The following is a 24,786-nucleotide window of genomic DNA, read 5'->3' on the forward strand; positions in this document are numbered from 1 at the left end:
CTCCCGTTTAATCGATCATTTGGGAACGTGCACACATGGTTGCGGCGTTCGGATCCCAACATAACCGCACAGCAACAACCATTGACAAGTGTCCGGGATGTTTCTCTACTGTGAACGCTCACAGACAGCAGAGCAGCTTCTCGCGACGGGCGGGGAGCCCGCTCATGCGATCGCATGGCAGGTTTTCGCACCGGGCGAGAACCCAGGTCAGGGGAGAGATCCATGCCCAACACGAAGCGCCGGCGGCTCTTTGTCAGAGGTGCGGCTGCCGCCATCGCCGTCACCCTCGGCGCCACCGCACTCACCGCCTGCGGCTCGTCCGACGAGGACAGCGCCGAGTCCGGTCCGGTCTCGCTCACGTACTGGACGTGGACGCCCGGCATGGACAAGGTCGTGGACCTGTGGAACAAGGGCCAGGGCAAGAAGGACCAGATCAGCGTCACGGTGAAGAAGCAGGCGTCCGGCGACACGCTGGTCACCAAGATCCTCACCGCGCACAAGGCCGGCAAGGCCCCCGACCTGGTCCAGGCCGAGTACCAGGCACTGCCGACGCTGGTCAGCAATGACGCGCTGGCGGACATAGCGAAGAACGTCGGCGACGCGAAGGCCAAGTTCGCCGACGGTGTCTGGCAGCAGACGACGCTGGGCACGGACGCCGTCTACGCGGTGCCGCAGGACATCGGCCCGATGATGTTCTACTACCGCGCGGACCTGTTCAAGAAGTACGGCCTGACGGTCCCGACGACCTGGGAGCAGTTCGCCGCGACCGCCCGGACACTGAAGGAGAAGGCTCCGGACACGGACCTCACCACCTTCTCCGCCAACGACTCCGGCCTCTTCGCGGGCCTCGCCCAGCAGGCCGGCGCCAAGTGGTGGACCACCTCCGGCGACAAGTGGAAGGTCGGCATCGACGACGCGGCCACCAAGAAGGTCGCCGACTTCTGGGGCGGCCTCGTCAAGGAGGGCGCCATCGACAACCAGCCGATGTACACGCCGGCCTGGAACAAGGCGCTCAACACCGGCAAGCAGATCGCCTGGGTCTCCGCCGTGTGGGCCCCGGGCACCCTGACCACCGCCGCGCCCGACACCAAGGGCAAGTGGGCCATGGCCCCGCTCCCCCAGTGGTCGAACAGCGAGAACGTCACCGGCAGCTGGGGCGGATCCTCCACCGCCGTGACGACGGACTCGAAGCACAAGGAGGCCGCCGCGAAGTTCGCCGCCTGGCTGAACACCGACGGCGACGCCCTCAACGCGCTGGCCAAGGAGAGCGGCATCTACCCGGCCTCCACCTCCGCCCAGCTCAGCGGCGCCTTCACCACCCCGCCGGACTACTTCTCGAACCAGGCGGACTTCTACACCACGGCCGCCAAGATCGCGAAGACCACGGCGCCGTCGGCCTGGGGCCCGAACGTGAACGTCGCCTACACGACCTTCAAGGACGCGTTCGGCGCCGCCGCGAAGGACAAGTCGGACTTCTCCGCCGCCCTGGCCAAGATGCAGGCGGACACGGTCGCCGACCTCGAGAAGCAGGGCTTCGAGGTCTCCGAGTGACCATGGCACGCCGGAGGTCGTACGGGGCCAAGGGGGCCCCGTACGCCCACCCGTCTCCCACCACCACCCTCAAACGAGCGCGAAGCGCCCCCTACTTCTTCCTCGTCCCGGCGACGATCCTCTTCGCCCTGTTCTTCGCGCTGCCCATCGGGTACGCGGTGTGGCTCAGCTTCCGCAAGGTGCACGTCTCCGGCCTCGGCCTGGGCTCGGGTGCGCGCAAGGAGGTGTGGGCCGGCCTCGAGAACTACACCGACGCCTTCACCGACAGCGAACTGCTCGACGGCGCGCTGCGGGTCCTCGGTTACGGCTGCATCGTCGTCCCGGTGATGCTGGGCCTGGCGCTGCTGTTCGCGCTGATGCTCGACTCCGACAAGGTGCGGCTCGCGCCGTTCACCCGGCTCGCGATCTTCCTGCCGTACGCCATCCCCGGCGTGGTGGCGGCGCTGCTGTGGGGCTTCCTCTACCTGCCCGACGTCAGCCCGTTCTACTTCGTGCTGGAGAAGCTGGGCATGCCGCAGCCGGACCTGCTGGACGGCGGTCCGCTGTACCTCGCCCTGTCGAACATCGCGGTCTGGGGCGGCACCGGCTTCAACATGATCGTCATCTACACCTCGTTGCAGGCCATCCCGGCCGAGGTGTACGAGGCGGCGAAGCTGGACGGCGCCACCCCGACGCAGGTCGCGCTGCGGATCAAGATCCCGATGGTGGCGCCCTCGCTGGTGCTGACCTTCTTCTTCTCGATCATCGCCACCCTCCAGGTGTTCAACGAGCCGACCACCCTCAAGCCGCTCACCAACTCCGTGTCCACGACCTGGAGTCCCTTGATGAAGGTGTACCGGGACGCGTTCGGCACGGGTGACATCTACCTGGCGGCCGCCGAGGCCGTGATCATCGCTTTCGCCACGCTGGTGCTGTCCTTCGGCTTCCTGCGGGCCGCGAACCGCCGTACCAAGCGGGACGCCAGTCATGGAGGGGCACGATGAGTTCTCTTGCCGTCCGGAAGGCCCCCTCCGCGGCCGGTGCCGCCGGCGCGTCCCGCAACCGTCCGCCGCTGCGCGGCCGGATCGCGCTGGTCCCGACGATCGGTCTGCTGCTGGGCGCCCTGTACTGCCTGCTGCCGGTGGCCTGGGTGGTGATCGCGTCCACCAAGTCCGGCAGTGAGCTGTTCTCCACGTTCACCTTCCTGCCGGGCAGCGGTTTCACCGACAACCTGCACGACCTTGACGCCTACCGCGACGGCATCTACTGGCAGTGGATGGCCAACTCCGCCCTGTACGCCGTGCTCGGCGCGCTGCTGTCCACGTGCGTGTCGGCGTTCAGCGGCTACGCGCTGGCGACGTACCGCTTCCGGGGCCGCGAGACGCTGTTCAACGTGCTGCTCGCGGGCGTGCTGATGCCGCCGATCATCCTCGCCATCCCCCAGTACCTGCTGATGGCGAAGGCGGACCTGACGGACTCCTACTGGTCCGTGCTGCTGCCGCAGGTCCTCTCCCCGTACGGCGTCTACCTCGCGCGCATCTACGCGGCCGCGGCCGTGCCGAGCGACGTGGTGGAGGCCGGCCGGATGGACGGGGCGAGCGAGTGGCGGATCTTCACCAGGGTCGCGCTGCCCATGATGGTGCCCGGCATGGTGACGGTGTTCCTGTTCCAGTTCGTGGCGATCTGGAACAACTTCCTGCTGCCGTACATCATGCTCAGCGACGACGAGAAGTTCCCGCTCACCCTCGGTCTGTTCACGCTCCTCGAACAGGGCGCCAACACCCCGGCGCTCTACACGCTGGTGATCACCGGCGCGTTCCTCGCGGTGATCCCGCTGGTGGCGCTGTTCCTGGTCATTCAGCGGTTCTGGAGCCTGGACCTGCTGTCCGGAGCCGTAAAGTCATGACCATGAACAATGGTGCGGGGGGCCGGCGCAGACCGCCGACCATCCACGACGTGGCGCGGGAGGCGGGAGTCTCGCGGGGCACGGTCTCGCGGGTGCTCAACGGTGGACACTACGTCAGCCCTTCCGCGGCCGAGGCGGTCAACGCCGCGATCCGCAGGACGGGTTACGTCGTGAACCGGCACGCCCGCTCCCTGATCACCGGCCGTTCCGACTCGGTGGGCTTCCTGCTGACCGAGCCCCAGGAGCGGTTCTTCGAGGACCCCAACTTCAATGTGCTGCTGCGCGGCTGCACGCAGGCGCTGGCCGGGCACGACATCCCCCTCCTGCTGATGCTGGCCGGGACCGAGGACGAGCGGCGGCGCATCACGCGGTACATCACCGCCGGGCATGTCGACGGGGTGCTGCTGGTCTCCAGCCACTCCGGGGACCCGATCGCCACGGAGCTGCGCGAGGCGGGCGTCCCGCTGGTCGCGTGCGGCAAGCCGATCGGCATCGGGTCCAAGGTGAGCTACGTGGCCGCCGACGACCGGGACGGCGCCCGGGACATGGTGCGCCATCTGCTGGCGCAGGACCGTCGGCGGGTCGGCGTGGTCACCGGCCCGCTGGACACCCCCGGTGGCGTGGAGCGGCTCGCGGGCTACCGGGAGGTGCTCGCCGAGGCGGGCGTCGACTACGACGAGCGGATCGTCGTCTCCGGGGACTACAGCCGGGCCAGCGGTGAGGCGGGCGCCGAGCGGCTGCTGGCGCAGGCACCGGACCTCGACGCGGTCTTCGTCGCGTCCGACCTGATGGCACAGGGTGTGCTGACGGCGCTGCACCGGGCGGGCCGGCGGGTGCCCGAGGACGTCGCGGTCGGCGGCTTCGACGACTCCCCGGCGGCGACCGCGGCCAGCCCCTCCCTCACCACCATCCGTCAGCCCTGGGACCGGATCAGCAACGAGATGGTCCGGGTGTTGCTGGCCCAAATAGGGGGCGAGGATCCGGCGGCGGTGATCCTGCCGACGGAGCTGGTGAAGCGGGAGTCGACGTAGCGGACCGGGCGGTGTGCGCCCAACCGGTCAGGATCGGAGAAGCCGTCAGCCGCTCCCCGGCCTAGCGTGAGCAGTGCGGGAACACGGACCCGTTCCCGCCCACCGCACGTCAACGAGGAGAACGCCATGAGCGCCGGCATGCAGACGATCATCTACCCCGTCAAGGACCTCGCCCGGGCGAAGGCCCTGTTCAGCGTGCTGCTGGAGGTCGAGCCCTACGCCGACGAGCCCTACTACGTCGGTTTCAAGGCCGCGGGGCAGGACGTCGGTCTCGACCCGAACGGACACGCCAAGGGCATGACCGGGCCGGTTCCGTACTGGCACGTCACGGACCTGCGCGAGCGGCTCGCGGCGCTGGTCGCGGCGGGCGCGGAGCTGCTCCAGGACGCCCAGGACGTCGGCGGCGGCAGGCTGATCGCCTTCGTGAAGGACGCCGACGGCAACCTGGTGGGGCTGCTCCAGGACCCGGCCGCCTGAGACGCCTGAGGTACCTGAGCAACCGCTTGCACCCGCACTAGTTGCACACTCAATGAATCGCTGTATCGGTGTTACCGTGCACATATGGCAGCGAAGACGGCCGGGGCGGGCCTCGAAGAGCGGTGGCGGGACATCCTGTCGGTGCACGCGCGCACGATGTGCGAGATCGATCGCGCGCTGCACCCGCACGGTCTCGGGGCGAGCGACTTCGAGGTGCTCGACATCCTCGCCTCCGAGGCACCCCGGGAGGGCGACCAGTGCCGGGTGCAGAACCTGGTCGGACGGGTGCACCTCAGCCAGAGCGCGCTGTCCCGGCTCATCGGCCGCCTGGAGAAGGAAGGCCTGGTGGAGCGTTCCGTCTGCGTGGAGGACCGGCGCGGGGTGTGGGTCGCCCTCACCCGTAAGGGCCGCGACCTGCACACCGAGGTACTGCCGCTCCAGCGGGCGGTGCTGGGGCGGATGCTGGCCGAGTCCTAGGCTCCCCGGCTCCCCCGGTCCGCGGGGGAGCCCGATCGGGGGAAGCGTCCGTGGGTCAGCGGGCCAGCAGCGTGCGGACCCCCTCCGAGGTGAGCGTCAGCGGATGGTCGCCGGCGGCGTCGATCGACAGGGACAGCTCACCGGTCGGCCACTGCGCGGCGAGCGCGCCGAGAGGCACGAGTCGGTAGCGGGCGACCTCGGGCAGCAGGTCCGCCATCTCCGGTTCGGAGGTGAACACCGGCACCACGGGCGCGCCACCGGGCTGTTCGAGGACGGGCAGCGCGACCGTGGCCGGGTTGGTGACGTCCTCGTCGATGGCGTCGTCGGGCACCGGCACCAGGACGTCGCAGTGCGCGAGCGTGTCCAGTGCGGCGGTGTCCCCGGTGTCCCGGGCCAGCGCGTCCAGCGCCAGCGCTGCGGGGTTGTCGATGCGGTCGTGCGCGGGTGTCTCCATGACGGTCTCCCCTGGTAGCGGCCGTAGCGGCGGTCCGGCCACGCGTACCCGACCGGCAGCCGCTCAATCCCCCGCCGGCCACCGGGGCGCCGACCACCACATGCCCAGCACAGATCCGGACGGTCCGTGCGATGCGTGTGATCCATGGAGAGGCGGCCCGGAGCCGGCCGGGAAGGGGTTCCCCTCCGACCGTTGCGACAGGGTTCCCCGGCCGGCCCGGAGATGCCCGTACGCCGGTCCCCGGTTACGGCAGGTCCTGGGAGGGGTGTCGGCGGGCCGACTCGTTCTCCTGCGCCATGCGCCTGAGCGCCATCAGCGCGGGCTCCAGCAGAACGGTCAGCAGCAGCGCGCGTTCGGCGGCCTCCAACGGATCGGTGAAGCCGTCGAGTTGGTCGAGATCGAGGGTGGCGGTGCGCTCGGCGAGCCGCGCGTACGGCAGCAGGGTGCGCCGGTCCAGCGGGACGCCGAGGGAGCGCAGCGAGGACAGGGTCTCGGCGAGGGTGGCCCTGGCGGGCGCCGACTCGTGCACGTCCCAGCCCAACTCCTCGACCAGCGCGCTCACTTCGGCAGCCTCCGGCGTCTCCTCGGCGGGCTCGTCGTCCACCCGGAGCGAACCCAGGGCGAGGCCGAGCAGGCGGTGGGTGTCGCCGGCGTGCTCCGCGAGGGCGTCCAGCACCTCTCGGGTGGTGCTGACAGACAGCCCCCGGACGCCGGTCAGGGCGCGGATCAGACGGAGCCTGCGCAGGTGCAGGCCGTCGTACTCGGCCTGGGTCGCCGCCGTCTGCCGACCGGGCTGGAGCAGGCCCTCGCGGAGGTAGTACTTGATCGTCGTCACGGAGACGCCGCTGCGGCGGCTCAGCTCGGAGATGCGCATGCGGTTCGGCTCCGGTTCCTGCGGTTCGGTTTCGGTCCGGCACTGCCCTTGAAATTCGGTCGGCACTGCCCTTGAAAACTGGATACCTTCACTGTCTAACATAGATAGTGAAGGTATCCAATACTGCTTCGCATCCACCGAAGAGAAGGCGACAGCCATGCCCACCCTGCGCTGGAACACCGTCGACACCCCCGCTCCGGACACCGAGGCGTTCGTCATGGCGTCCCGGTTCGAGCTGCGCTCGTTCAAGGACGTGCCGCGCTTCTTCGCCCAGTCCCTCAGGGCCTGGAAGCAGGTCTCCGGCGCGCCCGGCGCCTACGGGGCCTCACTGATCGCCCAGCCGCTGAAGCGCACCTTCTGGACCCTGTCGGCCTGGGAGGACAAGGCCGCGCTGTACACGTACGCGGGGACCGAGCCGCACAGGTCGATCATGCAAGGGCTGCGGCCCACGACGAAGGGCTCGGTCTTCACGTTCTGGGAGGTACCGGCGGCCGACCTGCCCATCGACTGGACGGACGCCCGGCAGCGGCTCGCCGACCAGGAGCGGACCGGCGGCTGAAACCCCCTCCGCGAGGCCTCACGTCATGGGGTGCACACCTGAGCGCGGGCCCGCTTGAATGATCGAATGACCGAAGGGTTAGCATATGAGCGCCACCTAGCTCGAAAGATAGGCCCGTGACGCTCAACGACGATTCGTTCACCAACTGGAAGAACCGCGAGGAGATCGCGGAGTCGATGATCCCGATGATCGGGAAGCTGCACCGCGAGCGGGACGTGACCGTCCTGCTGCACAGCCGCTCCCTGGTGAACAAGTCGGTGGTCAGCATCCTCAAGACCCACCGGTTCGCCCGCCAGATCGCGGGTGAGGAGCTCTCGGTCACCGAGACGCTGCCGTTCCTCGAGGCCCTCACCGCGCTCGACCTCGGCCCGTCGCAGATCGACCTCGGCATGCTCGCCGCGACCTACCGGGCCGACGACCGCGGTCTGTCGGTGGCCGAGTTCACCGCGGAGGCCGTGGCCGGCGCCACCGGCGCGAACAAGATCGACCGGCAAGAGCCGCGCGATGTCGTCCTGTACGGCTTCGGCCGCATCGGCCGGCTCGTCGCCCGTCTGCTCATCGAGAAGTCCGGGTCCGGCAACGGCCTGCGACTGCGCGCCATCGTGGTGCGCGGCGGCGGCGAGCGGGCCGCCGAGGACATCGTCAAGCGCGCGTCCCTGCTGCGCCGCGACTCGGTGCACGGCCAGTTCCAGGGCACGATCACGGTCGACGAGGCCAACAACAGGATCATCGCCAACGGCAACGAGATCACGGTGATCTACGCCGACGACCCGAGCCAGGTCGACTACACGGCGTACGGCGTCCGCAACGCCATCCTCATCGACAACACCGGCAAGTGGCGCGACCGCGAGGGCCTCGCCAAGCACCTGCGGCCGGGCATCGACAAGGTCGTGCTGACCGCGCCCGGCAAGGGCGATGTGCCGAACATCGTGCACGGCGTCAACCACGACACCATCAAGCCGGACGAGCAGATCCTGTCCTGCGCCTCCTGCACCACCAACGCGATCGTCCCGCCGCTGAAGGCGATGGCCGACGAGTACGGCGTGCTGCGCGGCCACGTCGAGACCGTCCACTCGTTCACCAACGACCAGAACCTGCTGGACAACTACCACAAGGCCGACCGTCGCGGCCGTTCGGCGCCGCTGAACATGGTCATCACCGAGACCGGCGCGGCCTCCGCGGTCGCCAAGGCGCTGCCCGACCTCAAGGCGCCCATCACCGGCAGCTCGATCCGCGTGCCGGTGCCGGACGTCTCGATCGCGATCCTCAGCCTGCGGCTCGGCCGGGAGACGACCCGCGAGGAGGTCCTCGATCACCTCCGTGAGGTGTCACTGACCTCGCCGCTCAGGCGCCAGATCGACTTCACCACGGCACCGGACGCGGTCTCGATGGACTTCATCGGCTCGCGCCACTCCTCGATCATCGACGCAGGCGCCACCAAGGTCGACGGCGACAACGCGATCCTCTACCTCTGGTACGACAACGAGTTCGGCTACTCCTGCCAGGTCGTCCGTGTCGTCCAGCACGTCTCCGGGGTGGAGTACCCGACGTACCCGGCGACGGGCGTCTGAGACCGGCGGCGACATACGGAGCAAGGAGTGGGGCGCCCTGGGCCGAGGGCGCCCCACTCCCGTGTGTCAGGCCGACGTCTCCGGGCGGTCGGCCTCGGCCCAGTGGGTGTGGAAGGCACCGGGACGGTCGGTGCGCTGGTAGGTGTGGGCGCCGAAGTAGTCGCGCTGGCCCTGGAGAAGGGCTGCGGGCAGGCGCTCGGCGCGCAGGGTGTCGTAGTGGGCGAGCGCGGCCGAGAAGGCGGGCACGGGGATGCCACGACGGGCGGCGGAGGCCACCGTCTCCCGCCAGGGCACCTGCGCGTCCGTGATCTCCATGGCGAACTCCATCTCGCCGAGCAGGCTGACCAGGTCCGGGTCGGCGGCGTACGCGGCGCGGATGCGGTCGAGGAACGAGGCGCGGATGATGCAGCCACCGCGCCAGATCCGGGCGACCGCACCGAGGTCGATCTTCCAGCCGAACTCGCCGGCCGCGTCCTGGATCATCTTCCAGCCCTGGTCGTAGGCGATGACCTTCGAGGCGTACAGGGCGTGCTCGACCTGTGAGGTGAAGCGGGTGGCCTCGGTGCGGCTGAGCGGGGGTGTGGTGCCCCCGGGGAGGCCGGCGTAGGCGGCGCGCAGTGCGCTCTGCCCGGAGGCGGCGCGCGCGAAGGTGGCCTGGGCGATGGCGGTCACCGGGGAGCCCAGGTCCAGGGCGGTCTGCACGGTCCAGCGGCCGGTGCCCTTCTGACCGGCGGCGTCGGCGACGATGTCGACGAAGGCCAGGCCCGTGGTGGCGTCGGTGTGGCCGAGGACGTCGGCGGTGATCTCGATCAGGTAGGAGCCGAGCCGGCCCTCGTTCCAGGTACGGAAGATGTCGGCGATCTCCGCCGGGGTGTAGCCGGCGACCTGGCGCAGCAGGTCGTACGCCTCGGCGATGAGCTGCATGTCGGCGTACTCGATGCCGTTGTGCACCATCTTGACGAAGTGCCCGGCGCCGTCGGTGCCGATGTGCGTGGCACAGGGCTCGCCGCCGACCTTCGCACTGATGGACTCGAACATCGGGCCGAGGACGTCGTACGACTCGGTCGAGCCGCCCACCATGACGGCCGGCCCGTTCAGCGCCCCCTCCTCGCCGCCGGAGACGCCGGCGCCGACGAAGTGGAGACCGCGCTCGCGCAGGGCCTCCTCGCGGCGGCGGGTGTCGGCGTAGTGGGCGTTGCCACCGTCGATGATCATGTCGCCGGGCTCCAGGAGCGGGGCGAACTCGTCGATGACCGCGTCGGTGACCGCGCCCGCCTGCACCATGATCATCAGCCGGCGGGGCCGTTCGAGCGCGGCCACGAAGTCCGCGGCCGACTCGGCGGGGACGAAGGCGCCCTCGTGGCCGAACTCCTCGACGAGCGCGCGGGTGCGACCGGCGGAACGGTTGTGGACGGCGACGGTGTAGCCGTTGCGGGCGAAGTTGCGCGCGAGGTTGCGGCCCATCACGCCGAGGCCGGTGACGCCGATGGCGGCGGTTGCGTTCACGAGGTACGTCCCTAGGATCGGTGGCGTGGTCGAAGGGGCGGGCGGCCCCCCGGTACCCCCAGGTACGGACCGTCGGCCGGTTCTTCTCGATCCGTCACCGATTCCTTGCGACGATCAGCGATTCCGTGAGCCGGTCGGGCCTCGTCGAGCCGCCCGGACCGGCGCGACCGCCCGGGTCGCCCGACCCGCTAACGGCGTCGCCAGGGCAGCCCCGCGGGGTCGGCCTCGGTGTTCTCGGCCCGCACCAGGGCCGCGCTGATGGCCTCGCCGATGTCCGCGAACTGGCGCACCTGTTCGGGGGTGAGGGCATCGAACACCGCTCGGCGGACGGCCTCCACATGCCCCGGGGCGACCTCCTCCAGCAGGGACCTGCCCTGTTCGGTGAGGAAGGCGAGCTGGCCCCGGCCGTCGGCGGGATCCTCCCGGCGGTCCACGAGACCGACCTCGCGCAGCCGGTTCACCGCGTGGGTGAGCCGACTGCGGGTGATCTTCAGACGCTGCGCGAGCTCGGACATGCCGAGGGTGCCGTCCGGGGCCGCGGAGAGGTGGGCGAGCACGCTGTAGTCGGCGTGCGTCATACCCGCGTCGCGCCGCAGCTGCCGGTTGAGGTGGTCGGCGAGCAGGGTGGAGAACTCGATGTAGGCCAGCCAGGCTCGTCGTTCGTCGGCGTTGAGCCAGCGGGGCGTCGTGGACATGGGCACACCCTACGGGGTGGGCCCCTGCCCGCCCGGGGAGCCGGACGGGCTCGGACCAGCCGGAACGGTGGGACCAGCCGGTACGACGGGAAGGGCAGGACGAGCGGACGAGCCGGAATGACCGGAACGGCAGGACGAGCGGGCGAGCCGGGATGACCGGAACGGCGGGAAGATCGGAACGGCAGGACCGCTTCGCGGGAGTGCGCCGAACGCGACGCGGCAGCCGCTCTTCGGCAGTCCCTTTCCGGTGCGGAACGCCGTTGCTGAACGCAGCTACGGACCGCCGACCGGCGGAGGCCCGGAAGCCCTCCGCCGGTCGGCAGGGACCGGCCGGTCAAGTGGTGGCGCAGGCACTGCCGTTGAGCGTGAACGCGGTAGGTGCGGTGTTGGTGGCGCCCTTGCTGCCGATGAAGCCGACGGTGACCGAACCGCCGGCGGGGACGGTGGACGTGTACGAGGCGGGGGCGACGCTCACCGAGCCGCCGCTCTGGGTGGCGGTCCCGCCCCACATGTTGGTGACGGTCTGGCCGTCGGCGAAGGCGAAGGCCAGCTTCCAGCCGCTGATGGCGGTGGTGCCGGTGTTGCGCAGGGTGATGTCACCCTGGAAGCCGCCGGGCCACTCCCCCACGACGCGGTAGCCGACGGAGCAGGCCACGGCGGGCGCGCTGCCGGTGGTGACGTTCACCGAGGCGGAGCGGGCCGAGCGGTTCCCGGCGGCGTCGCGGGCGTAGACGGCGAAGGTGTACGCGGTGTTCGCGGTGAGGCCGGTCACGGTGGCGGAGTTGGTGGTCGAGGCGGCGACTCCGGTCTCGGTGGTGCCGCTGATCCGTACGACGTCGTAGCCGGCGACGCCGACGTTGTCCGTGGCGGCCGTCCAGGAGAGCGTGGCGGAGGTGGCCGTCACCGTGGCGGCGGTCGGGGTACCCGGGGCGGTGGGGGCCTGGGTGTCGCCCGGGGTGCCGCCGCCGAAGATCGTGGCCTCCTCGGCGGTCTGGGCGATGCCGTTGACGCCGTTGAAGATGCGCTGGCCCCATGAACTGAGCTGCGCGGGATCGAAGTTGATCGTCAAGTCGAGGATCGGGTCGGTGTTCCCGCTCCAGGACCAGGCGAGGTAGCCCAGGTCGAGCTGCTGGGCGGTGGCCATCATGGTGTCCTCGTCGGGGTCGCCCCACTGGTCGGCGGGGCCGCCGAACTCGCCGATGAGAATGGGGAGTCGGGCGTCGACGAAGGCGTTCAGATAGTCGGTGATCTCCGCCGCGGTGTCGAAGACGCTGTACATGTGGATCGAGAAGATCAGGTTGCCGGTGGTGTCGGCGGCGTACACGGACTGGGCGTTGGCACGCATGACGCCCTGCCAGTCCTGACCCCAGTTGGGCGCGTCCACCATGATCGTGTGCTGGAAACCGGCGTTGCGCAGCTTCTTGATCGCGGCGATGGTCGGATCGGTCCACCCCGCCGGATCGGTGTTGCCCCAGGGCTCGTTGCCGATGTTGACGATGATGTAGTCCTCCTGGCCGGCCAGGACGTCCTTCAGGCCGATCCAGTAGTCGGCCGCCTGGTCGAGCGTGCCGGCGGCGGTGTCCTCGCCGTAGCCGGTGGTGTCGTGCACCTCCAGTACGCAGATGAGCCGGTTGGCCTTGCACTGCGCGACGACGGTCGCCACGTCCGACGCACTGTTCGCGCTCCAGCGGTGGCCGTCGGCGAGGACGACGCGCACCGCGTTGGCGCCCATCGCCTTGATGTCGGCGAGGGACTGCTGCGTCCTGCCCGGGTACCAGGTGTGGGCGTGGTTGACGCCGCGCATGACGAAGTCGTTCCCGTTGCTCTCGACCAGCCGGCCGTCGCTGATGTGCAGGCCGGTGGCGAGAGCGTCGGGCGACCGGGTCTGGGCCTGGGCGGCGGCCGGGCAGAGGGCACCGACGAGGACCAGGCCGAGGAGGGCCGCGAGTCTGGTCAACAGCGTGCCCAGGGGGTGGGCGCGCGACGCGCTTCGGGTGGTGCTCCTTGCCGTGCGCACGGCTGCGCGCATCGCCGTGATTCTTCGCGTGGTTCGCTTCGTACTCCTTGTCGTGCTCGGTGTCGTGCTCGGTGTCGTGCTCCTTGTCGTGCTCCTTGTCGTTCTCACTGCGACTCCAGAAGTGAGGCCAGGAAACTCAGGCGGCAGAGGGGGTGACGGGTGCCGGGGGGTGGCGTGTGGGAGCGCTCCCATGAAGCCACTGCGTCAAGTACACGTCAAGCCCTCGCGCAGGGTCCCGCCGGATGCGGGGAGGCTGCCGAGCCCCGTGGGGAGAAGCGCGAAGACACGACAGGCGCGCGGCATCCCGACACTGTCGGCAGCCGGGTCAGCGCCGTCGAACGTCACGCGCGCGGGCCCGTCGGCACCGCCGTCGGGTTGACGGACGACCAACTTCCGGCCGTGCGCTGGGGCGTGACCCCGGTCCGGCCGATCCCGTCGTGCGGCCGGGCGTTCACCCGCACACTCCTCGACCGGTCCTGAGCACTGGAGGAGCGCGCGTACGAAACGGCCCGCGCCGCCCTGGTCGACCGCGCTCACCGAACTGTCCACGCCGGTGCGCTGCTACAGCACCCTGACTCTCCGGCTACGCCTCTTCGACGTTCCGCCCTGACGGCGATTTCCCCGGATTTCATCGAGCGGTCCCCTGCGGAACCACCGGCCGAAGTCCGTGGATTCACTTGACCATGGCGTGACGGGCATGTGTGGGTGTTGTACCCACCGGTCATTCCGTGACGGTGTATCGGCCTTTCGGTACGGATTCATCCGCCGTCGCTCCCGAGGAAGGCTTGCGGCGATATCTGCGGTGCAGTAACTACGTGAACCATGAACCTGTTCACCCGTGGCGCATCCCCCCGACGCCCGGCTCCCCCCACAGCTCCGCAACGCCCCGCCGACTCTCCCGCCCGTCCCTCCGCCGGCCTGCCGAATCCCGCCCTCGCGGCGCTGACCGGCGACTGGATGATCGACCCGGCGCACAGCCGTATCGGCTTCTCCGTCCGGCACGCCCTGGTGACCACCGTGCGTGGTGCTTTCACGGAGTACCAGAGCCGGCTCTACTTCGACGGCCGCAACCCGGCCCGCTCACGGGCCGAGATCGTGTTGTCCACCGCCAGCGTCGACACCGGCGTGGAGCAGCGCGACGCGCATTTGACCGGCCGCGACTTCCTGGACTCCGCGACCTATCCGCGTATGCGTTTCACCAGTACCGCCGTTCAACTCGCGGGCCCCGACGTCTATCGCATGACCGGCGACCTCACCATCAAAGAGACCACTCGTCCCGTAGCCCTTGAACTCACCTACATAGGACATGTCACCGACCCGTTCGGCTATGAACGGGCCGGATTCGACGGGACCACCACCATCGACCGTTCCGAATGGGGCCTGACGTACAACGCGCGACTGGCCGAGGGCGGCGCCATGGTGAGCGAGAAGGTGCGCCTCCAGTTCGACATCGCCGCGATTCGCACCACCCCCATGGGCTGACCGTCCCGGGCCGAAGTGAGCGCGGGGCCCCGCTGGTGGCGTCGGCGATGCGTCCACGGGCGAAGAAGGTGAACACCAGCACCGGTGGGATGACCGACAGCGACACGGTCACCCGGTGGCCCGCCGTCCGCGCCGAGCGCGGCATGAGGCCGCCTCGCCGGACGGCCCGGTCCCGCACGGAGCGGGGTCATCCCTGAGGGCGAGGCACCGGGAAGAGCAGGCAGCTGCTGGTGGCATGGGCGAGGAGACGGTCTGTCGCGTCGAACAACTGCGCCTGGGCCAGGGCGGTTTGACGACCGGCACTGACCACCGTACCGATGGCACGGACGGTGCCCGTGTCGGCGGTGATCCGCCGCAGGAACTTCACCGTCAGGTCGAGCGAGGTGTAGGCCGTACCCAGCGGGAGGGTGGACTGGACGGCGCAGCCCGCCGCCGAGTCGAGCAGGGTGGCGAAGATGCCGCCGTGAACGCTGCCGATCGGGTTGTAGTGCTCCTCGCCGGGCGTCAGGGAGAAGACGGCCCTGCCGGGCTCCACCTCGTCCAGGGTGAAGTCGAGGGCATGGCTGACGGGCGGTCCCGGCAGCCGTCCCGCCTGCAGCTCGCGCAGGAAGTCGAGACCGGCCATGCGTCCGGCGGCGTCTGCCAGGATCTCCGGATCCTCCCACTGATACGTACGCGTTCGTCCCACGGTCCGGCTCCTCCATCTGGCTTTTTGAAATGAAGCTAGCCTCCCCGTCGACTGACTGTCAATGGCGAAGTCAGGGCCCTAGGATGGCGGGATGAAGTGGCTTGAGGCGAGCACGGAGAACTGTCCCGTCCAGCGCACGCTCGACGTGATCGGGGAGAAGTGGACCTTGCTGATCCTGCGCGACGCCGTCAACGGAGTCCGCCGCTTCGACGACTTCCACCGCCATATCGGCCTGTCGGAGGCCGTCCTCAGCGACCGCCTGCGCAAACTGACCGCCGCCGGCGTCCTGAGGACCGTCCCCTACCGGGAGCCGGGCAGCCGCCCCCGCAACGAGTACCGCCTGACCCGCAAGGGCTGGGACCTGTGGCCCGTCCTGATGGCACTGAGCCAGTGGGGCGAGGCGTACACCCTCGACGCAGACGGTCCCGTGCTGGACGTGCGGCACACCGACTGCGGCGCCCCGCTCCGCGTCGTCGTCGAGTGCTCCGCCGAACACTCCGCGCTCGGCCCGGGGGAGGTCACCGCCCGGCTGGGGCCCGGCGCCCGACCCCGGTCGTGAGCGTGACGTCGTACGCCTCCGGGTCGAACCCGGCACGGCCCGTTCGCAACCTGCGGCCAGGACGCCACCGCGCCCGCACAGGGCGCCGGGCGCCCGGCCTGAGGAGTGTCTGACCACTCCCACCGGACGCACGGCGTCCGGTGGGACACCTCGCCGCGGTATCGGATCACCCGAGGACATCCGGTGCACGGGCGATCCTCAAGCCTTGCGACGCACCGCACCGGACGCCGCGCATGGTCGGACACGCCTCAGCCGGTGGTGGTGAAGCGCGACCGCCACAGGTCGCGGAGCAACGCGATCTCGGCCATGTGGTGGATGAACTCGAGGTTGGCCGACGCGAGCACAGCGATGTACGGGTAGTCGCGGTCGTTGCTGTACGGGTACCGCGAGAACCCGACCGTGTCGAGCTGCTCGTCGGTGACGCCTGCGACGCCCTCCCGCCAGCGGTCGATCACCGCCCAGAACCGCTCCAGGGTCGGGGCGGCCGAGGGCGTGAAGTCGACCATGAGCTTCGGGTCCTGCCGCCGTTCGCCGAAGGTCCACTCCCATATGCCCGCGAACTCGAAGTGGAGGTGCCCCAGCCGCCAGGCGATGGTCGTGACCGGCGTCGCGTCGGGCTCCGGGGCGCCGGTGTGGGCGAGGACCCGCTCGACCCGCTCGACACTCACGCTCCAGTCCTCGGCGATCCTGGCGACGGACATGCCGTCGGCGGCCTGCCGGGCGACCTCGGCGTACTCGTTCGCCGGGATGTCCGCGGCACCCAGGTCGAGCACCCACTCCCCGGGCCCGAACGCCCTGGGCGTCGCCGCTTCCCCCCGGCGCCGGAGGGACCAGCAACCGGGCACCGGCTCCCACAGGTACTCCTCGTCGCCGAGCCCCGTCAGCCGTACCTGCGCCATCTCCCTGGCCTGGTCGAACTGGTCGAGCAGTGCACCCAGACGGTCGGTTCGCGCGCCCTCGGTCTCCATGCGTGGCTCCCCTCACGGTCGCGCCTCGTAACTCGACGCGCTCAGGCGGAAGTTAACGGCTCGCCTCACGGCACGCCACCGAATTCCCCGCGCCCCGGAGCGGCAGGTGGTGTAGCGGGCTACACCATGGGTTCGGGAGGCCGGTCTCTCGTGGCGGCGGGCGGACGACGGGATCGTGGTCGTCAGAGATCTCCATCGTCAGAACCACGCACCCCGGCCTGAAGGAACACCCCGTGAAGTCGCTGCTCGCCACCGTGAAGTCGTTCGTCGCCAACCTGCTGCTCTGGTCGTTCTTCGTGGGCGGCCTCGTCGCGAGCACCGCCTCCGGTGCCGTCCTCGACGGCACCGAGAAGAACATGGCCACCTACGCCGGTATCGCCGTCTCGCTGCTGGCGGGCTCGCGCATCGCGAGGAAGCCGAAGATCAAGGCGTTCCTGTCGAAGTCGTCCACGCTCTGGTTCCTGTTCCTGTTCAACGGCGGCGTGGCCGCGTTCTGCTACCTGACCATGGACGGCGTGAAGGGCGTGGCCACCGCCGCCGGTATGGGCCTGGTGTCGCTGGGCGCGGCCGGCGGCCTCGTCGGAAACCTCCGCAAGCCGACCGCGAACCACCCCGAGCCCGCCGTGGACCGGTTCCGGCCCTGATCATCGGCGTCATCCTCTTCCGGCGCGACGCGCCCGCAGCGCGCGCCTGCTCGTCGACGGGCCCGGCTCCGGTTTCAATACACCGGCGTCGACCACCCACACCGACCTGACGGAAGTGATGTCAGCATGACCGGATCACCCCGACCGACCCTGGTGGTCACCGGAGCCACGGGCCGACTCGGCGGTCGCGTCGCCCGTCGCCTGGCCGCGCGGGGAGTGGCCCAGCGGATGCTGGTCCGCAGCCCCGAGCGGGCACCGGAACTGCCCGACGCCACGCCGGTCCAGGGCGGTTACGGCGACCACGACGCCGTCCTTCGCGCTCTGGACGGGGCGAAGACCGTCTTCATGGTGTCCGCCTCGGAGAGCCCCGACCGGCTGGTCGAGCACAAGACCTTCGTGGACGCCGCGGCGCAGGCGGGCGTCGAGCACCTCGTGTATCTGTCCTTCTTCGGCGCCGCGCCGGACGCCACCTTCACCCTCGCCCGCGACCACTTCCACACCGAGGAGCACATCCGTGCGCGCGGCCTGCCGTACACGTTCCTGCGCGACAACCTCTACGCGGAGTTCGTCCCCGGCCTGGCCGGTGAGGACGGTGTCATCCGTGGTCCGGCCGGTCACGGACGTGCCGCGTTCGTCGCGCAGGACGACGTCGCCGACGCCGCCACGGCCGTGCTGACCCGCCCGGCCGAGCACGTCGGCTGCGTGTACGACCTGACCGGGCCCGACTCCCTGGGCTTCGCCGAGGCCGCGGTGATCCTGTCCGAGACGCAGGGCCGCACCGTCACCTACCTGCCCGAGACGGTCGAGGAGGCGTACGCCTCCCGCGCCTCCTACGGCGCCCCGCGCTGGCAGCTCGACGCCTGGGTGTCGACCTACACGGCCGTCGCCGCCGGTGAGCTCGACGGGGTCAGCGAGGCCGTGCCCCGCCTCACCGGCCGCCCCGCCACCCCGCTCGCCGACGTCGTCCGCGCGAGCCGGGGCTGACCGGCGCGCGGCCCCTGCGTCGACGTCTCCGGCGTCGCGGAGCGGAGTGATGTCACTTTTTGACCATCTCCCTCGCACCAGGCGGGTCAGCGATCGACCGGCTCGTACGCGAACCAGTCGAAGTGGACGGCGCCGCCGCCGGCGAACATGCCGATCACCCGGCCGGTGAAGCCGCCGGCGACCTCCGTGGAGAGGTACTTCCCGTCCAGTGAGGCCAGTTCGACGAAGGTGCCGTCCGGCTCCTCGATGCCGAACGTGACGGTGTCCGGGCCGGTGCGGGCATCGTGCACGGCATGCGCGGCGGCCACCTCGATGCGCAGGACCACGGGCCCGGGGGGTGTCGACCGGGACGCCACCACGGTGTCCGACGGGCCGATACGGGCCCGCACCCGCACCTCACCGGACGAGGCCTCGATGTCGTAGTGATGCTCCTCGTCGAGGCGGACGGCCAGCCCCCCGCGGCCGTCCGCGACGTCGGCCAGCACGCGTACCCGGCACGACATGTGTTGCTGGCGCCGGCCGACGAACGTCACGTCGGTGTCGTCGAGCGATCCGCCGCGGGCACGCAGGGTGAGCCAGCCGGGCTTCTCCTTCGTCGTGCACACCTCCGGCGGACGGTGCCGCAACGAGACCCAGAACGGGGCGAGTTCACTCTGCTCGAAGTCGTCCCGGTCCGGCACCGCAGGCTGCGGCAGCAACGGCCAGGGAGGTGCCGGCATCGAGGTCGACAGTTCGCCGACGACCGGCCAGCCGTCCACCCAGTCGACCGGCACCAGATATGTCTCCCGGCCCAGTACATGCCACCCCGGGGTGCCACCGCCCGGCCGCACGCCGAGCAGCACCATCCACCACGAGTCGTCGGGTGCCTGCACCAGGTCCGCGTGACCGGTGTTCTGGACGGGGTGGTCGGTGCCCCGGTGGGTCAGGATCGGGTTGGCCGGGCACGGTTCGAACGGGCCGGTGGGTGTGCGGCCGCGGGCGATCGAGACGCCGTGGCAGCGCTCGGTGCCGCCTTCGGCGATGAGCAGGTACCAGTAGTCGCCGATCCGGTAGAGGTGCGGTGCTTCCGGGGCCTTGGCGCCGGGGCTGCCGGACCAGAGCCGGCGCTGCGGGCCGAACGTCTCCCCGGTGTGGGGGTCGATGCGGATCTGCCCGACTCCGGCTGTGGTGCACCAGCAGTCGCCGTTCTCGTCCCAGGCGAGGTCCGGGTCGATGCCGTGCACTCCGGGCAGCCGGACGGGATCGGACCAGGGGCCGGCCGGGTCGGTGGCCGTGACCAGCAGATTGCCGTCGGCGCTCACGTTCGTGACGATCAGCCAGAAGCGGCCGTCGTGGTGGCGGAGCGTGGGGGCGTAGACGCCGCCCGAGGACGGGGTGTCGAGCGGCAGGCGCAGCTGACTCGGCCGGTCGAGGGCGTTGCCGATCTGCGCCCAGTGCACCAGGTCCCGGCTGTGGAAGATCGGTACTCCCGGGAAGTACTCGAAGCTGGAGCAGGCCAGGTAGTAGTCCTCCCCGACCCGGCATACGGACGGATCCGGATGGAAGCCCGGAATCACCGGGTTGTCGATGGTCTCGGCCTTATCGGGCTTGCTCGACACCCTCATCGAGTCCTTTCACTGGTGTGACCCGCCGGAGGTTCCGGCGGAGCCGGTCCGGTCGGTTCAGCGGCGGAGCCGGACGATCACGATCGAGTAGGCGCGGCGCGCTGCTTCCTGTCAATTTCTCCGCCGCGTACCGAAAGTTTCCGTCGCCGAGAGACCGACCCGCCGAGCTCACCGGCGGGTCTCCCCCGATGCGATGCCGCGGCAGACGGTCGTGAGACGCGGCTCAGGCGTCCCGGCGCAGGTCCCGGGTCTCGGGCAGTCGCCGGAAGCCTGCCGACCTGTAGGTGGCGACGGCGCCCGCATTCGTGCTCGGGGGGCAGACGATCGCGCTCGACGATCCGAGTTCCCGCAGTGCGGCCGCCGCGGCGACGGTGATCGCCCTGCCGTGGCCGTGACCGCGGTGTTCCCGGTGCACGCCCATCGGCTCGAGCAAGCCGGGCTTCCCCGGCCCGGCCGACCACACCGTCACCGCCGCCACCGCGTTGCCCCGGGCGTCGTACCCCACCAGACACCGTGCGTCGGCGTACGGCGGTCCGGCCGCCATCGCGTGCCAGTGCGCGTCCGTGAACGTCGACCCGTCGAACGCCGCCCGCTGTACGGCGGCCCGCGCCCGCACCTGCGCCGGCCCGGTCACCTCGATCCGCAGGCCCGGATCCTTCACCGGCCGCGTGAGGTCACGGCGCAGCGGCGTCCACGGCTCGTCGGCGTTCCAGCCGTGCTCGAGCAGCAGATCCTGGAGCAGTGCGCCCGTCGGCGCCTCGACGGACACCTCGCCCGCCGGCAGTACGCCGCGCTCGGGCTCGGCCAGGTCCTCGATCCCGAATTCCGCGCGACGGACGTGGTGGAGGTTGGGAGTCCGGGGTTCGGGGTTTCAGGAACTCGGAGGTTCGGGGGTTCGGGGGTTCCGTGCCTCAGAGGTTCGGTGCTTCAGGGGCGGGGCCGGGTGGCGGTGTCGAGGTAGAAGGCGTCGATGCTCTGGACGGCCTGCTCGAACTCGTCCAGGTTGACGGGCTTGGTCACGTAGGCGTTGGCGTGGCTGCTGTACGCGTCGGTAACATCGCCGGGGGCGGTGGACGTGGTGAGGACGACCACGGGGATGGTCTGAAGGTCTTCGTCGCTCTTGAGGACCTTCAGCAGCTCGCGGCCGTTCATGCGCGGCATGTTCAGGTCGAGGACGATGAGGTCGGGCCGCGGGTTGCCCGGGGTGCGCAGGTGCTCCAGGGCGGCGACTCCGTCGGTGACCTGGACCAGGTTGCGCGCTCCACGCTCGGAGAGGGCTTCCTCGATGAGCATCGCGTCGGCGACGTCGTCCTCGACGAGCAGGACGTCGAACGGGCGGGCGGGGGTGGTCATCATCGGATGCTCCGTGGGTGTCTCGTCAGAGTGGTGAAAGAGCCCCGGCCAGCGGCGCCGGGCGCCTTGGCGGGTCAGGCCGCAGGCGGCGCCGAGCTGCGGGTAGCCCGCTCCCGCGCGGGCGGCAGCCACGGCCGCTTCCCGCTGGAGCCGTTCGGCGGCCTGTTGGAGCTGGTCCAGCAGGTGGAGCAGGGCCAGGGCCTGTGCCGGGTCGTCCGGTGCCGGGTCCGGGGGGCTTTCCAGCAGCCGGTGGGCAAGGCGCTGGGCAAGGTTGCCGACCGCGGCGTCCGCGATGACGGCCGTCTCCTGCGGACTGGTCCGCAGATCGAAGTTCCTGCCTGGCATACCTGGCACTCTATGGTCCGGGAGGAGTTCGCGACAACAAGCGTTGTCGCCGTCTAGAGTGTGCCGACCGTTGCCTTCGGGCAAATGTTCGCAGTAAGGAGTTCCACAGCATGACCGGCAGTGAGAGACCACCGCGTGCGCGGTGGCTTTCCACGTGGACGACCCGGCGGTGGCTTCGCGTGGGCGCGGCCGCGTCCCTGGCGGTTCTGGCTCTTCTCGGTGTCACGGGAGCATGGATCCTGGCGCGGACCGAGTCGATCAGCAGGGACCTCGTGGACGTGCGGTCTCCCGCGCTGACCACGGCGATCCGGCTGGAGTCGGCTCTTCTCGACCAGGAGACCGGAATCCGCGGTTACGGGATCACCGGCAAGACGGACTTCATCACTCCTTATCAGGAAGGCCTCGCCGAACAGAAGACGAGCATCGCGCAACTCACCGAGCTGCTCGCCGACGACCGGGCCGGCCTGGACGACCTGAAAGCCGTGCAGGACGCGTTGGCCGAGTGGCAGGAGAGGATCGCGCGGCCGATCGCCGCCGCGCCGGCCGGCTCCCCCTCGCCGCTGGCCACCGAGCGGGCTGCGGAGGGCAAGAAGGACTTCGACGACGTACGTGCCGCCCTGAGCGCACAGCAGGAGCGGCTGCGCGCGGAGCGCGTCCGGGCGAGGGACGACCTCATGGCCACGATGGCCCTGCGGAACGCGGTGTTCGGCGCCGCCGCGGTGCTCGTCGTCGTCCTCACCGCCTTCGTCTTCGAAGGACTGCGCCGCGGCATCACCCGGCCGCTGGATCAGCTCGGCGCGGACGCCCGCACCATCGCCGACGGCGACTTCGGCCATGCCATCACCCCGACCGGCCCCGCCGACCTGCGGCGCCTCAGCGGTGAGATCGAGTTCATGCGCCGCCGCCTCGTTCGGGAACTCGCCTTCAGCGAAGAGGCGCGTCAGCGTCTCGACGCGCAGGCCGCGGACCTTCAGCGCTCCAACGCGGAGCTGGAGCAGTTCGCGTACGTCGCCTCCCACGACCTCCAGGAGCCGCTGCGCAAGGTCTCCAGCTTCACCCAGCTCCTCCAGCGGCGCTACGGAGGGCAACTCGACACCCGGGCCGACCAGTACATCGACTTCGCGGTCGACGGCGCGAACCGTATGCAGGTCCTCATCAACGACCTGCTCGACTTCTCCCGGGTCGGACGCATGCACAACACCCACCAGAGCGTCGACCTGGAAACGGTGCTGGAGCGCACCCTGTCCGCGCTGAGCGTCGGCATCGAGGAGGCCGGAGCGACGGTCACCCACGATCCGCTGCCGACCCTGGTCGCCGACCCCACCCAGATGGGCATGCTCTGGCAGAACCTGATCGGCAACGCCGTCAAGTTCCGCCGCCCCGGCGAAGCGCCGAACATCCATGTCACGGCGGCCCGGGAAGACGAACTGTGGCGGTTCACCGTCACCGACAACGGCATCGGCATCGCTGCGGAGTACGCCGACAAGGTCTTCGTGATCTTCCAACGGCTGCACACCAAGGACGCCTACTCCGGCAGCGGGATCGGCCTCGCGATGTGCAAGAAGATCGTCGAGTTCCACGGCGGCACCATCGGCGTCGACACCGCCTACCAGGACGGCACCCGCATCGCCTTCACCCTGGCACCCGAGCCGCCGGCGAACCCCGGACCGTCCACCCTGCCGGAGGCCGACCGCGCCGGCACCGAGCAGACACGATGACCACAGCGATGACGACCGGTCCCGAAGCGGCGCCCGAAGAGCCGATGTACCGCATCCTTCTGATCGAGGACGACAAGGGCGACGCCCTGCTCGTCGAGGAGCTCCTGTACGACACGGGGCTGCGGTTCGAGCTGACGACCCGCACCACCCTGGGCGAGGCCCGCACCGAACTGGCCGGCGCCCCGATCGACTGCGTCCTCCTCGACCTGCACCTCCCCGACGTGTCGGGCATCGACGCGGTGGCCGCCGTGCGAGCCCTGGCCCCGCACACCGCCGTCATCGTCCTGACCGGGCTGTCCGAGGCGCAGGCGGGCACCGACGCCATGGCCGCCGGAGCCCAGGACTACCTCGTCAAGGGCAAGGTCGAAGCGGACCTGCTGCACCGGACGGTGCGCTACGCCGTCTACCGCAGCCAGACCGAGCGCGCGAGCGCGGAAGCCCAGGCCACCCGGCTGCGGGCGGAGGAGAACGCCCGTCTGGAACGCGGCCTGCTGCCCCAGCCGATGCTCGACACCTCCACCGTGCGAGTGACCTCCCGCTACCTGCCCGGCGCCGCGATGGCCCTGCTCGGCGGGGACTTCCTCGACGTGGTGGAGGGAGACGACGGACTGCTGCACGCCGTCGTCGGTGACGTCAGCGGACACGGCCCCGACGCCGCCGCGCTCGGTGTCTGCCTGCGCATCGCCTGGCGTTCCCTCGTACTCGGCGGACATCACGGCGAGGACCTGCTGCACCTGATGGAACGCATCCTGATCGCCGAACGCGGCAACCAGCAGCTGTTCGCCACCTGCACCCTGCTCACCCTCGACCAGGACACCGCGACCGCCACGCTCCACCTGGCCGGCCATCACGAGCCCCTGCTCACCACGGCCGAGGGAACCCGGGAACTGACCGCCGCGCACGGCATCGCCCTGGGCATCGTTCCCGGGCTGCGCAGCTGGCCCTCCACCGTCATCCCGCTCCCGGCCACGGGTGCCCTGACCCTCTACACCGACGGCCTCACCGAGGGGCACAACGGGGCGACGAACGAACGGCTCGGCGTCGAGGGACTGCTCACGCTGATCGGAACCCTGCCGTCGGCAGACCCGGCCGCTCATGTCGACCTCCTCATCAAGGAAACCCACGAGCTGAACGCCGGGCGCCACTCCGACGACCTCGCCGTGCTCCGCCTCGACTGGGGCATCCGCCCCACCCACGCCTGAGACCTTCCTGAGCGGCGGCGCTCTTCAGGGGGCCACCAGCGCGCGAGCAGGGCGGCCTCGGTCAGGTGGCGCCAAACGGACTCGGGGCGTTCCGTCAGTGACCGGTGGCACGTGAAGGAGCGGTCGTCGGCCCACCCCGGCT

General features: G+C 70.3%; 23 protein-coding genes and 1 pseudogene. 14 read left to right on the forward strand and 10 right to left on the reverse strand.

Translation table 11 applies throughout. The features are described from left to right. The first annotated feature begins 222 nt into the window (after window positions 1-222). The 6 genes from QQM72_RS03085 (at window position 223) to QQM72_RS03110 (ending at window position 5,421) form a co-directional block, all read left to right on the forward strand. Window positions 223-1,551 (forward strand): ABC transporter substrate-binding protein, encoded by a 1,329-nt coding sequence (locus tag QQM72_RS03085; RefSeq protein ID WP_314219211.1) that lies wholly within the window; start codon window positions 223-225, stop codon window positions 1,549-1,551. Continuing rightward, a complete protein-coding gene (locus QQM72_RS03090; RefSeq protein ID WP_314219212.1) occupies window positions 1,548-2,534 on the forward strand; it encodes a carbohydrate ABC transporter permease in 987 nt (328 codons plus the stop codon). The genes QQM72_RS03085 and QQM72_RS03090 overlap by 4 nt, the downstream gene beginning before the upstream one ends. Then, a complete protein-coding gene (locus QQM72_RS03095) occupies window positions 2,531-3,436 on the forward strand; it encodes a carbohydrate ABC transporter permease (protein WP_314219213.1) in 906 nt (301 codons plus the stop codon). Before QQM72_RS03090 ends, QQM72_RS03095 begins: the two co-directional genes overlap by 4 nt. Then, the gene (locus tag QQM72_RS03100; RefSeq protein ID WP_314219214.1) at window positions 3,433-4,467 is read left to right on the forward strand and encodes a LacI family DNA-binding transcriptional regulator; all 1,035 of its coding nucleotides are present in this window, start codon (window positions 3,433-3,435) and stop codon (window positions 4,465-4,467) included. The genes QQM72_RS03095 and QQM72_RS03100 overlap by 4 nt, the downstream gene beginning before the upstream one ends. A 126-nt stretch (window positions 4,468-4,593) precedes the next feature. Then, a complete protein-coding gene (locus tag QQM72_RS03105) occupies window positions 4,594-4,944 on the forward strand; it encodes a VOC family protein (protein ID WP_054240730.1) in 351 nt (116 codons plus the stop codon). Window positions 4,945-5,028: 84 nt separating this feature from the next. Then, window positions 5,029-5,421: a MarR family winged helix-turn-helix transcriptional regulator gene (locus QQM72_RS03110; RefSeq protein ID WP_020126045.1), complete on the forward strand. Its 393-nt coding sequence runs from the start codon at window positions 5,029-5,031 to the stop codon at window positions 5,419-5,421. Between the two features lie 55 nt (window positions 5,422-5,476). On the opposite strand, the gene QQM72_RS03115 is transcribed toward QQM72_RS03110, so the two are convergent. Together QQM72_RS03115 and QQM72_RS03120 are read right to left on the reverse strand one after the other, a co-directional pair. Beyond that, the gene (locus QQM72_RS03115) at window positions 5,477-5,875 is read right to left on the reverse strand and encodes an SseB family protein (protein ID WP_314219215.1); all 399 of its coding nucleotides are present in this window, start codon (window positions 5,873-5,875) and stop codon (window positions 5,477-5,479) included. 244 nt (window positions 5,876-6,119) lie between these two features. Then, window positions 6,120-6,749: a MerR family transcriptional regulator gene (locus QQM72_RS03120; RefSeq protein WP_314219216.1), complete on the reverse strand. Its 630-nt coding sequence runs from the start codon at window positions 6,747-6,749 to the stop codon at window positions 6,120-6,122. Window positions 6,750-6,906: 157 nt separating this feature from the next. Between QQM72_RS03120 and QQM72_RS03125 the strand changes: the two genes are divergently transcribed. Together QQM72_RS03125 and QQM72_RS03130 are read left to right on the forward strand one after the other, a co-directional pair. After that, window positions 6,907-7,308, forward strand: a complete 402-nt coding sequence (locus QQM72_RS03125) for a DUF3291 domain-containing protein (RefSeq protein WP_314219217.1) — start codon at window positions 6,907-6,909, stop codon at window positions 7,306-7,308. Between the two features lie 116 nt (window positions 7,309-7,424). Next, window positions 7,425-8,879 (forward strand): glyceraldehyde-3-phosphate dehydrogenase, encoded by a 1,455-nt coding sequence (locus QQM72_RS03130; protein ID WP_314219218.1) that lies wholly within the window; start codon window positions 7,425-7,427, stop codon window positions 8,877-8,879. A 66-nt stretch (window positions 8,880-8,945) separates the two neighbouring features. On the opposite strand, the gene gndA is transcribed toward QQM72_RS03130, so the two are convergent. From gndA to QQM72_RS03145, 3 genes are all read right to left on the reverse strand, one after another. Continuing rightward, window positions 8,946-10,385: an NADP-dependent phosphogluconate dehydrogenase gene (gndA, locus tag QQM72_RS03135; protein ID WP_054240726.1), complete on the reverse strand. Its 1,440-nt coding sequence runs from the start codon at window positions 10,383-10,385 to the stop codon at window positions 8,946-8,948. Window positions 10,386-10,573: 188 nt separating this feature from the next. After that, window positions 10,574-11,080, reverse strand: a complete 507-nt coding sequence (locus tag QQM72_RS03140) for a MarR family winged helix-turn-helix transcriptional regulator (protein ID WP_314219219.1) — start codon at window positions 11,078-11,080, stop codon at window positions 10,574-10,576. Between the two features lie 334 nt (window positions 11,081-11,414). Further along, a complete protein-coding gene (locus tag QQM72_RS03145) occupies window positions 11,415-13,109 on the reverse strand; it encodes a cellulase family glycosylhydrolase (RefSeq protein WP_314219220.1) in 1,695 nt (564 codons plus the stop codon). An 810-nt stretch (window positions 13,110-13,919) separates the two neighbouring features. On the opposite strand from QQM72_RS03145, the gene QQM72_RS03150 reads away from it, so the two are divergent. Further along, on the forward strand, window positions 13,920-14,579 hold the full coding sequence (locus QQM72_RS03150) for a YceI family protein (RefSeq protein ID WP_314219221.1): 660 nt from the start codon (window positions 13,920-13,922) through the stop codon (window positions 14,577-14,579). A gap of 187 nt (window positions 14,580-14,766) precedes the next feature. Here QQM72_RS03150 and QQM72_RS03155 read toward each other — a convergent pair whose 3' ends face one another. Continuing rightward, complete coding sequence (locus QQM72_RS03155; RefSeq protein WP_314219222.1) at window positions 14,767-15,267, reverse strand: PaaI family thioesterase; 501 nt, start codon at window positions 15,265-15,267, stop codon at window positions 14,767-14,769. Window positions 15,268-15,358: 91 nt separating this feature from the next. Between QQM72_RS03155 and QQM72_RS03160 the strand changes: the two genes are divergently transcribed. After that, entirely contained in the window at window positions 15,359-15,826 is a 468-nt protein-coding gene (locus QQM72_RS03160) for a winged helix-turn-helix transcriptional regulator (protein ID WP_314219223.1), read from the forward strand. Window positions 15,827-16,074: 248 nt separating this feature from the next. On the opposite strand, the gene QQM72_RS03165 is transcribed toward QQM72_RS03160, so the two are convergent. After that, window positions 16,075-16,794, reverse strand: a complete 720-nt coding sequence (locus QQM72_RS03165; RefSeq protein WP_314219224.1) for a DinB family protein — start codon at window positions 16,792-16,794, stop codon at window positions 16,075-16,077. 233 nt (window positions 16,795-17,027) lie between these two features. Between QQM72_RS03165 and QQM72_RS03170 the strand changes: the two genes are divergently transcribed. Continuing rightward, window positions 17,028-17,438, forward strand: coding sequence for a hypothetical protein (locus QQM72_RS03170; protein WP_314219225.1), 411 nt, complete (start codon window positions 17,028-17,030; stop codon window positions 17,436-17,438). A 126-nt stretch (window positions 17,439-17,564) separates the two neighbouring features. Further along, on the forward strand, window positions 17,565-18,422 hold the full coding sequence (locus QQM72_RS03175; protein ID WP_314219226.1) for an SDR family oxidoreductase: 858 nt from the start codon (window positions 17,565-17,567) through the stop codon (window positions 18,420-18,422). A gap of 86 nt (window positions 18,423-18,508) precedes the next feature. On the opposite strand, the gene QQM72_RS03180 is transcribed toward QQM72_RS03175, so the two are convergent. The 3 genes and pseudogenes from QQM72_RS03180 to QQM72_RS03190 all read right to left on the reverse strand — a co-directional run bounded on the left by QQM72_RS03180 (window position 18,509) and on the right by QQM72_RS03190 (window position 21,724). After that, window positions 18,509-20,026 (reverse strand): glycoside hydrolase family 43 protein, encoded by a 1,518-nt coding sequence (locus QQM72_RS03180; protein WP_314219227.1) that lies wholly within the window; start codon window positions 20,024-20,026, stop codon window positions 18,509-18,511. 223 nt (window positions 20,027-20,249) lie between these two features. Beyond that, window positions 20,250-20,840 (reverse strand): annotated as a pseudogene (locus tag QQM72_RS03185) (GNAT family N-acetyltransferase); the annotation flags it as partial. A gap of 113 nt (window positions 20,841-20,953) precedes the next feature. Continuing rightward, window positions 20,954-21,724 (reverse strand): response regulator, encoded by a 771-nt coding sequence (locus tag QQM72_RS03190; RefSeq protein ID WP_314219228.1) that lies wholly within the window; start codon window positions 21,722-21,724, stop codon window positions 20,954-20,956. 110 nt (window positions 21,725-21,834) lie between these two features. Between QQM72_RS03190 and QQM72_RS03195 the strand changes: the two genes are divergently transcribed. Then, entirely contained in the window at window positions 21,835-23,442 is a 1,608-nt protein-coding gene (locus QQM72_RS03195) for a sensor histidine kinase (RefSeq protein ID WP_314219229.1), read from the forward strand. Beyond that, window positions 23,439-24,644 carry a PP2C family protein-serine/threonine phosphatase gene (locus QQM72_RS03200; protein WP_314219230.1) on the forward strand — a complete coding sequence of 402 codons (1,206 nt, stop codon included), beginning with the start codon at window positions 23,439-23,441 and terminating at the stop codon, window positions 24,642-24,644. The genes QQM72_RS03195 and QQM72_RS03200 overlap by 4 nt, the downstream gene beginning before the upstream one ends. The last annotated feature ends 142 nt before the right edge of the window (window positions 24,645-24,786 follow it).

This window comes from Streptomyces zaehneri, assembly GCF_032248645.1.
Taxonomy (GTDB): Bacteria; Actinomycetota; Actinomycetes; order Streptomycetales; family Streptomycetaceae; genus Streptomyces; species Streptomyces coriariae.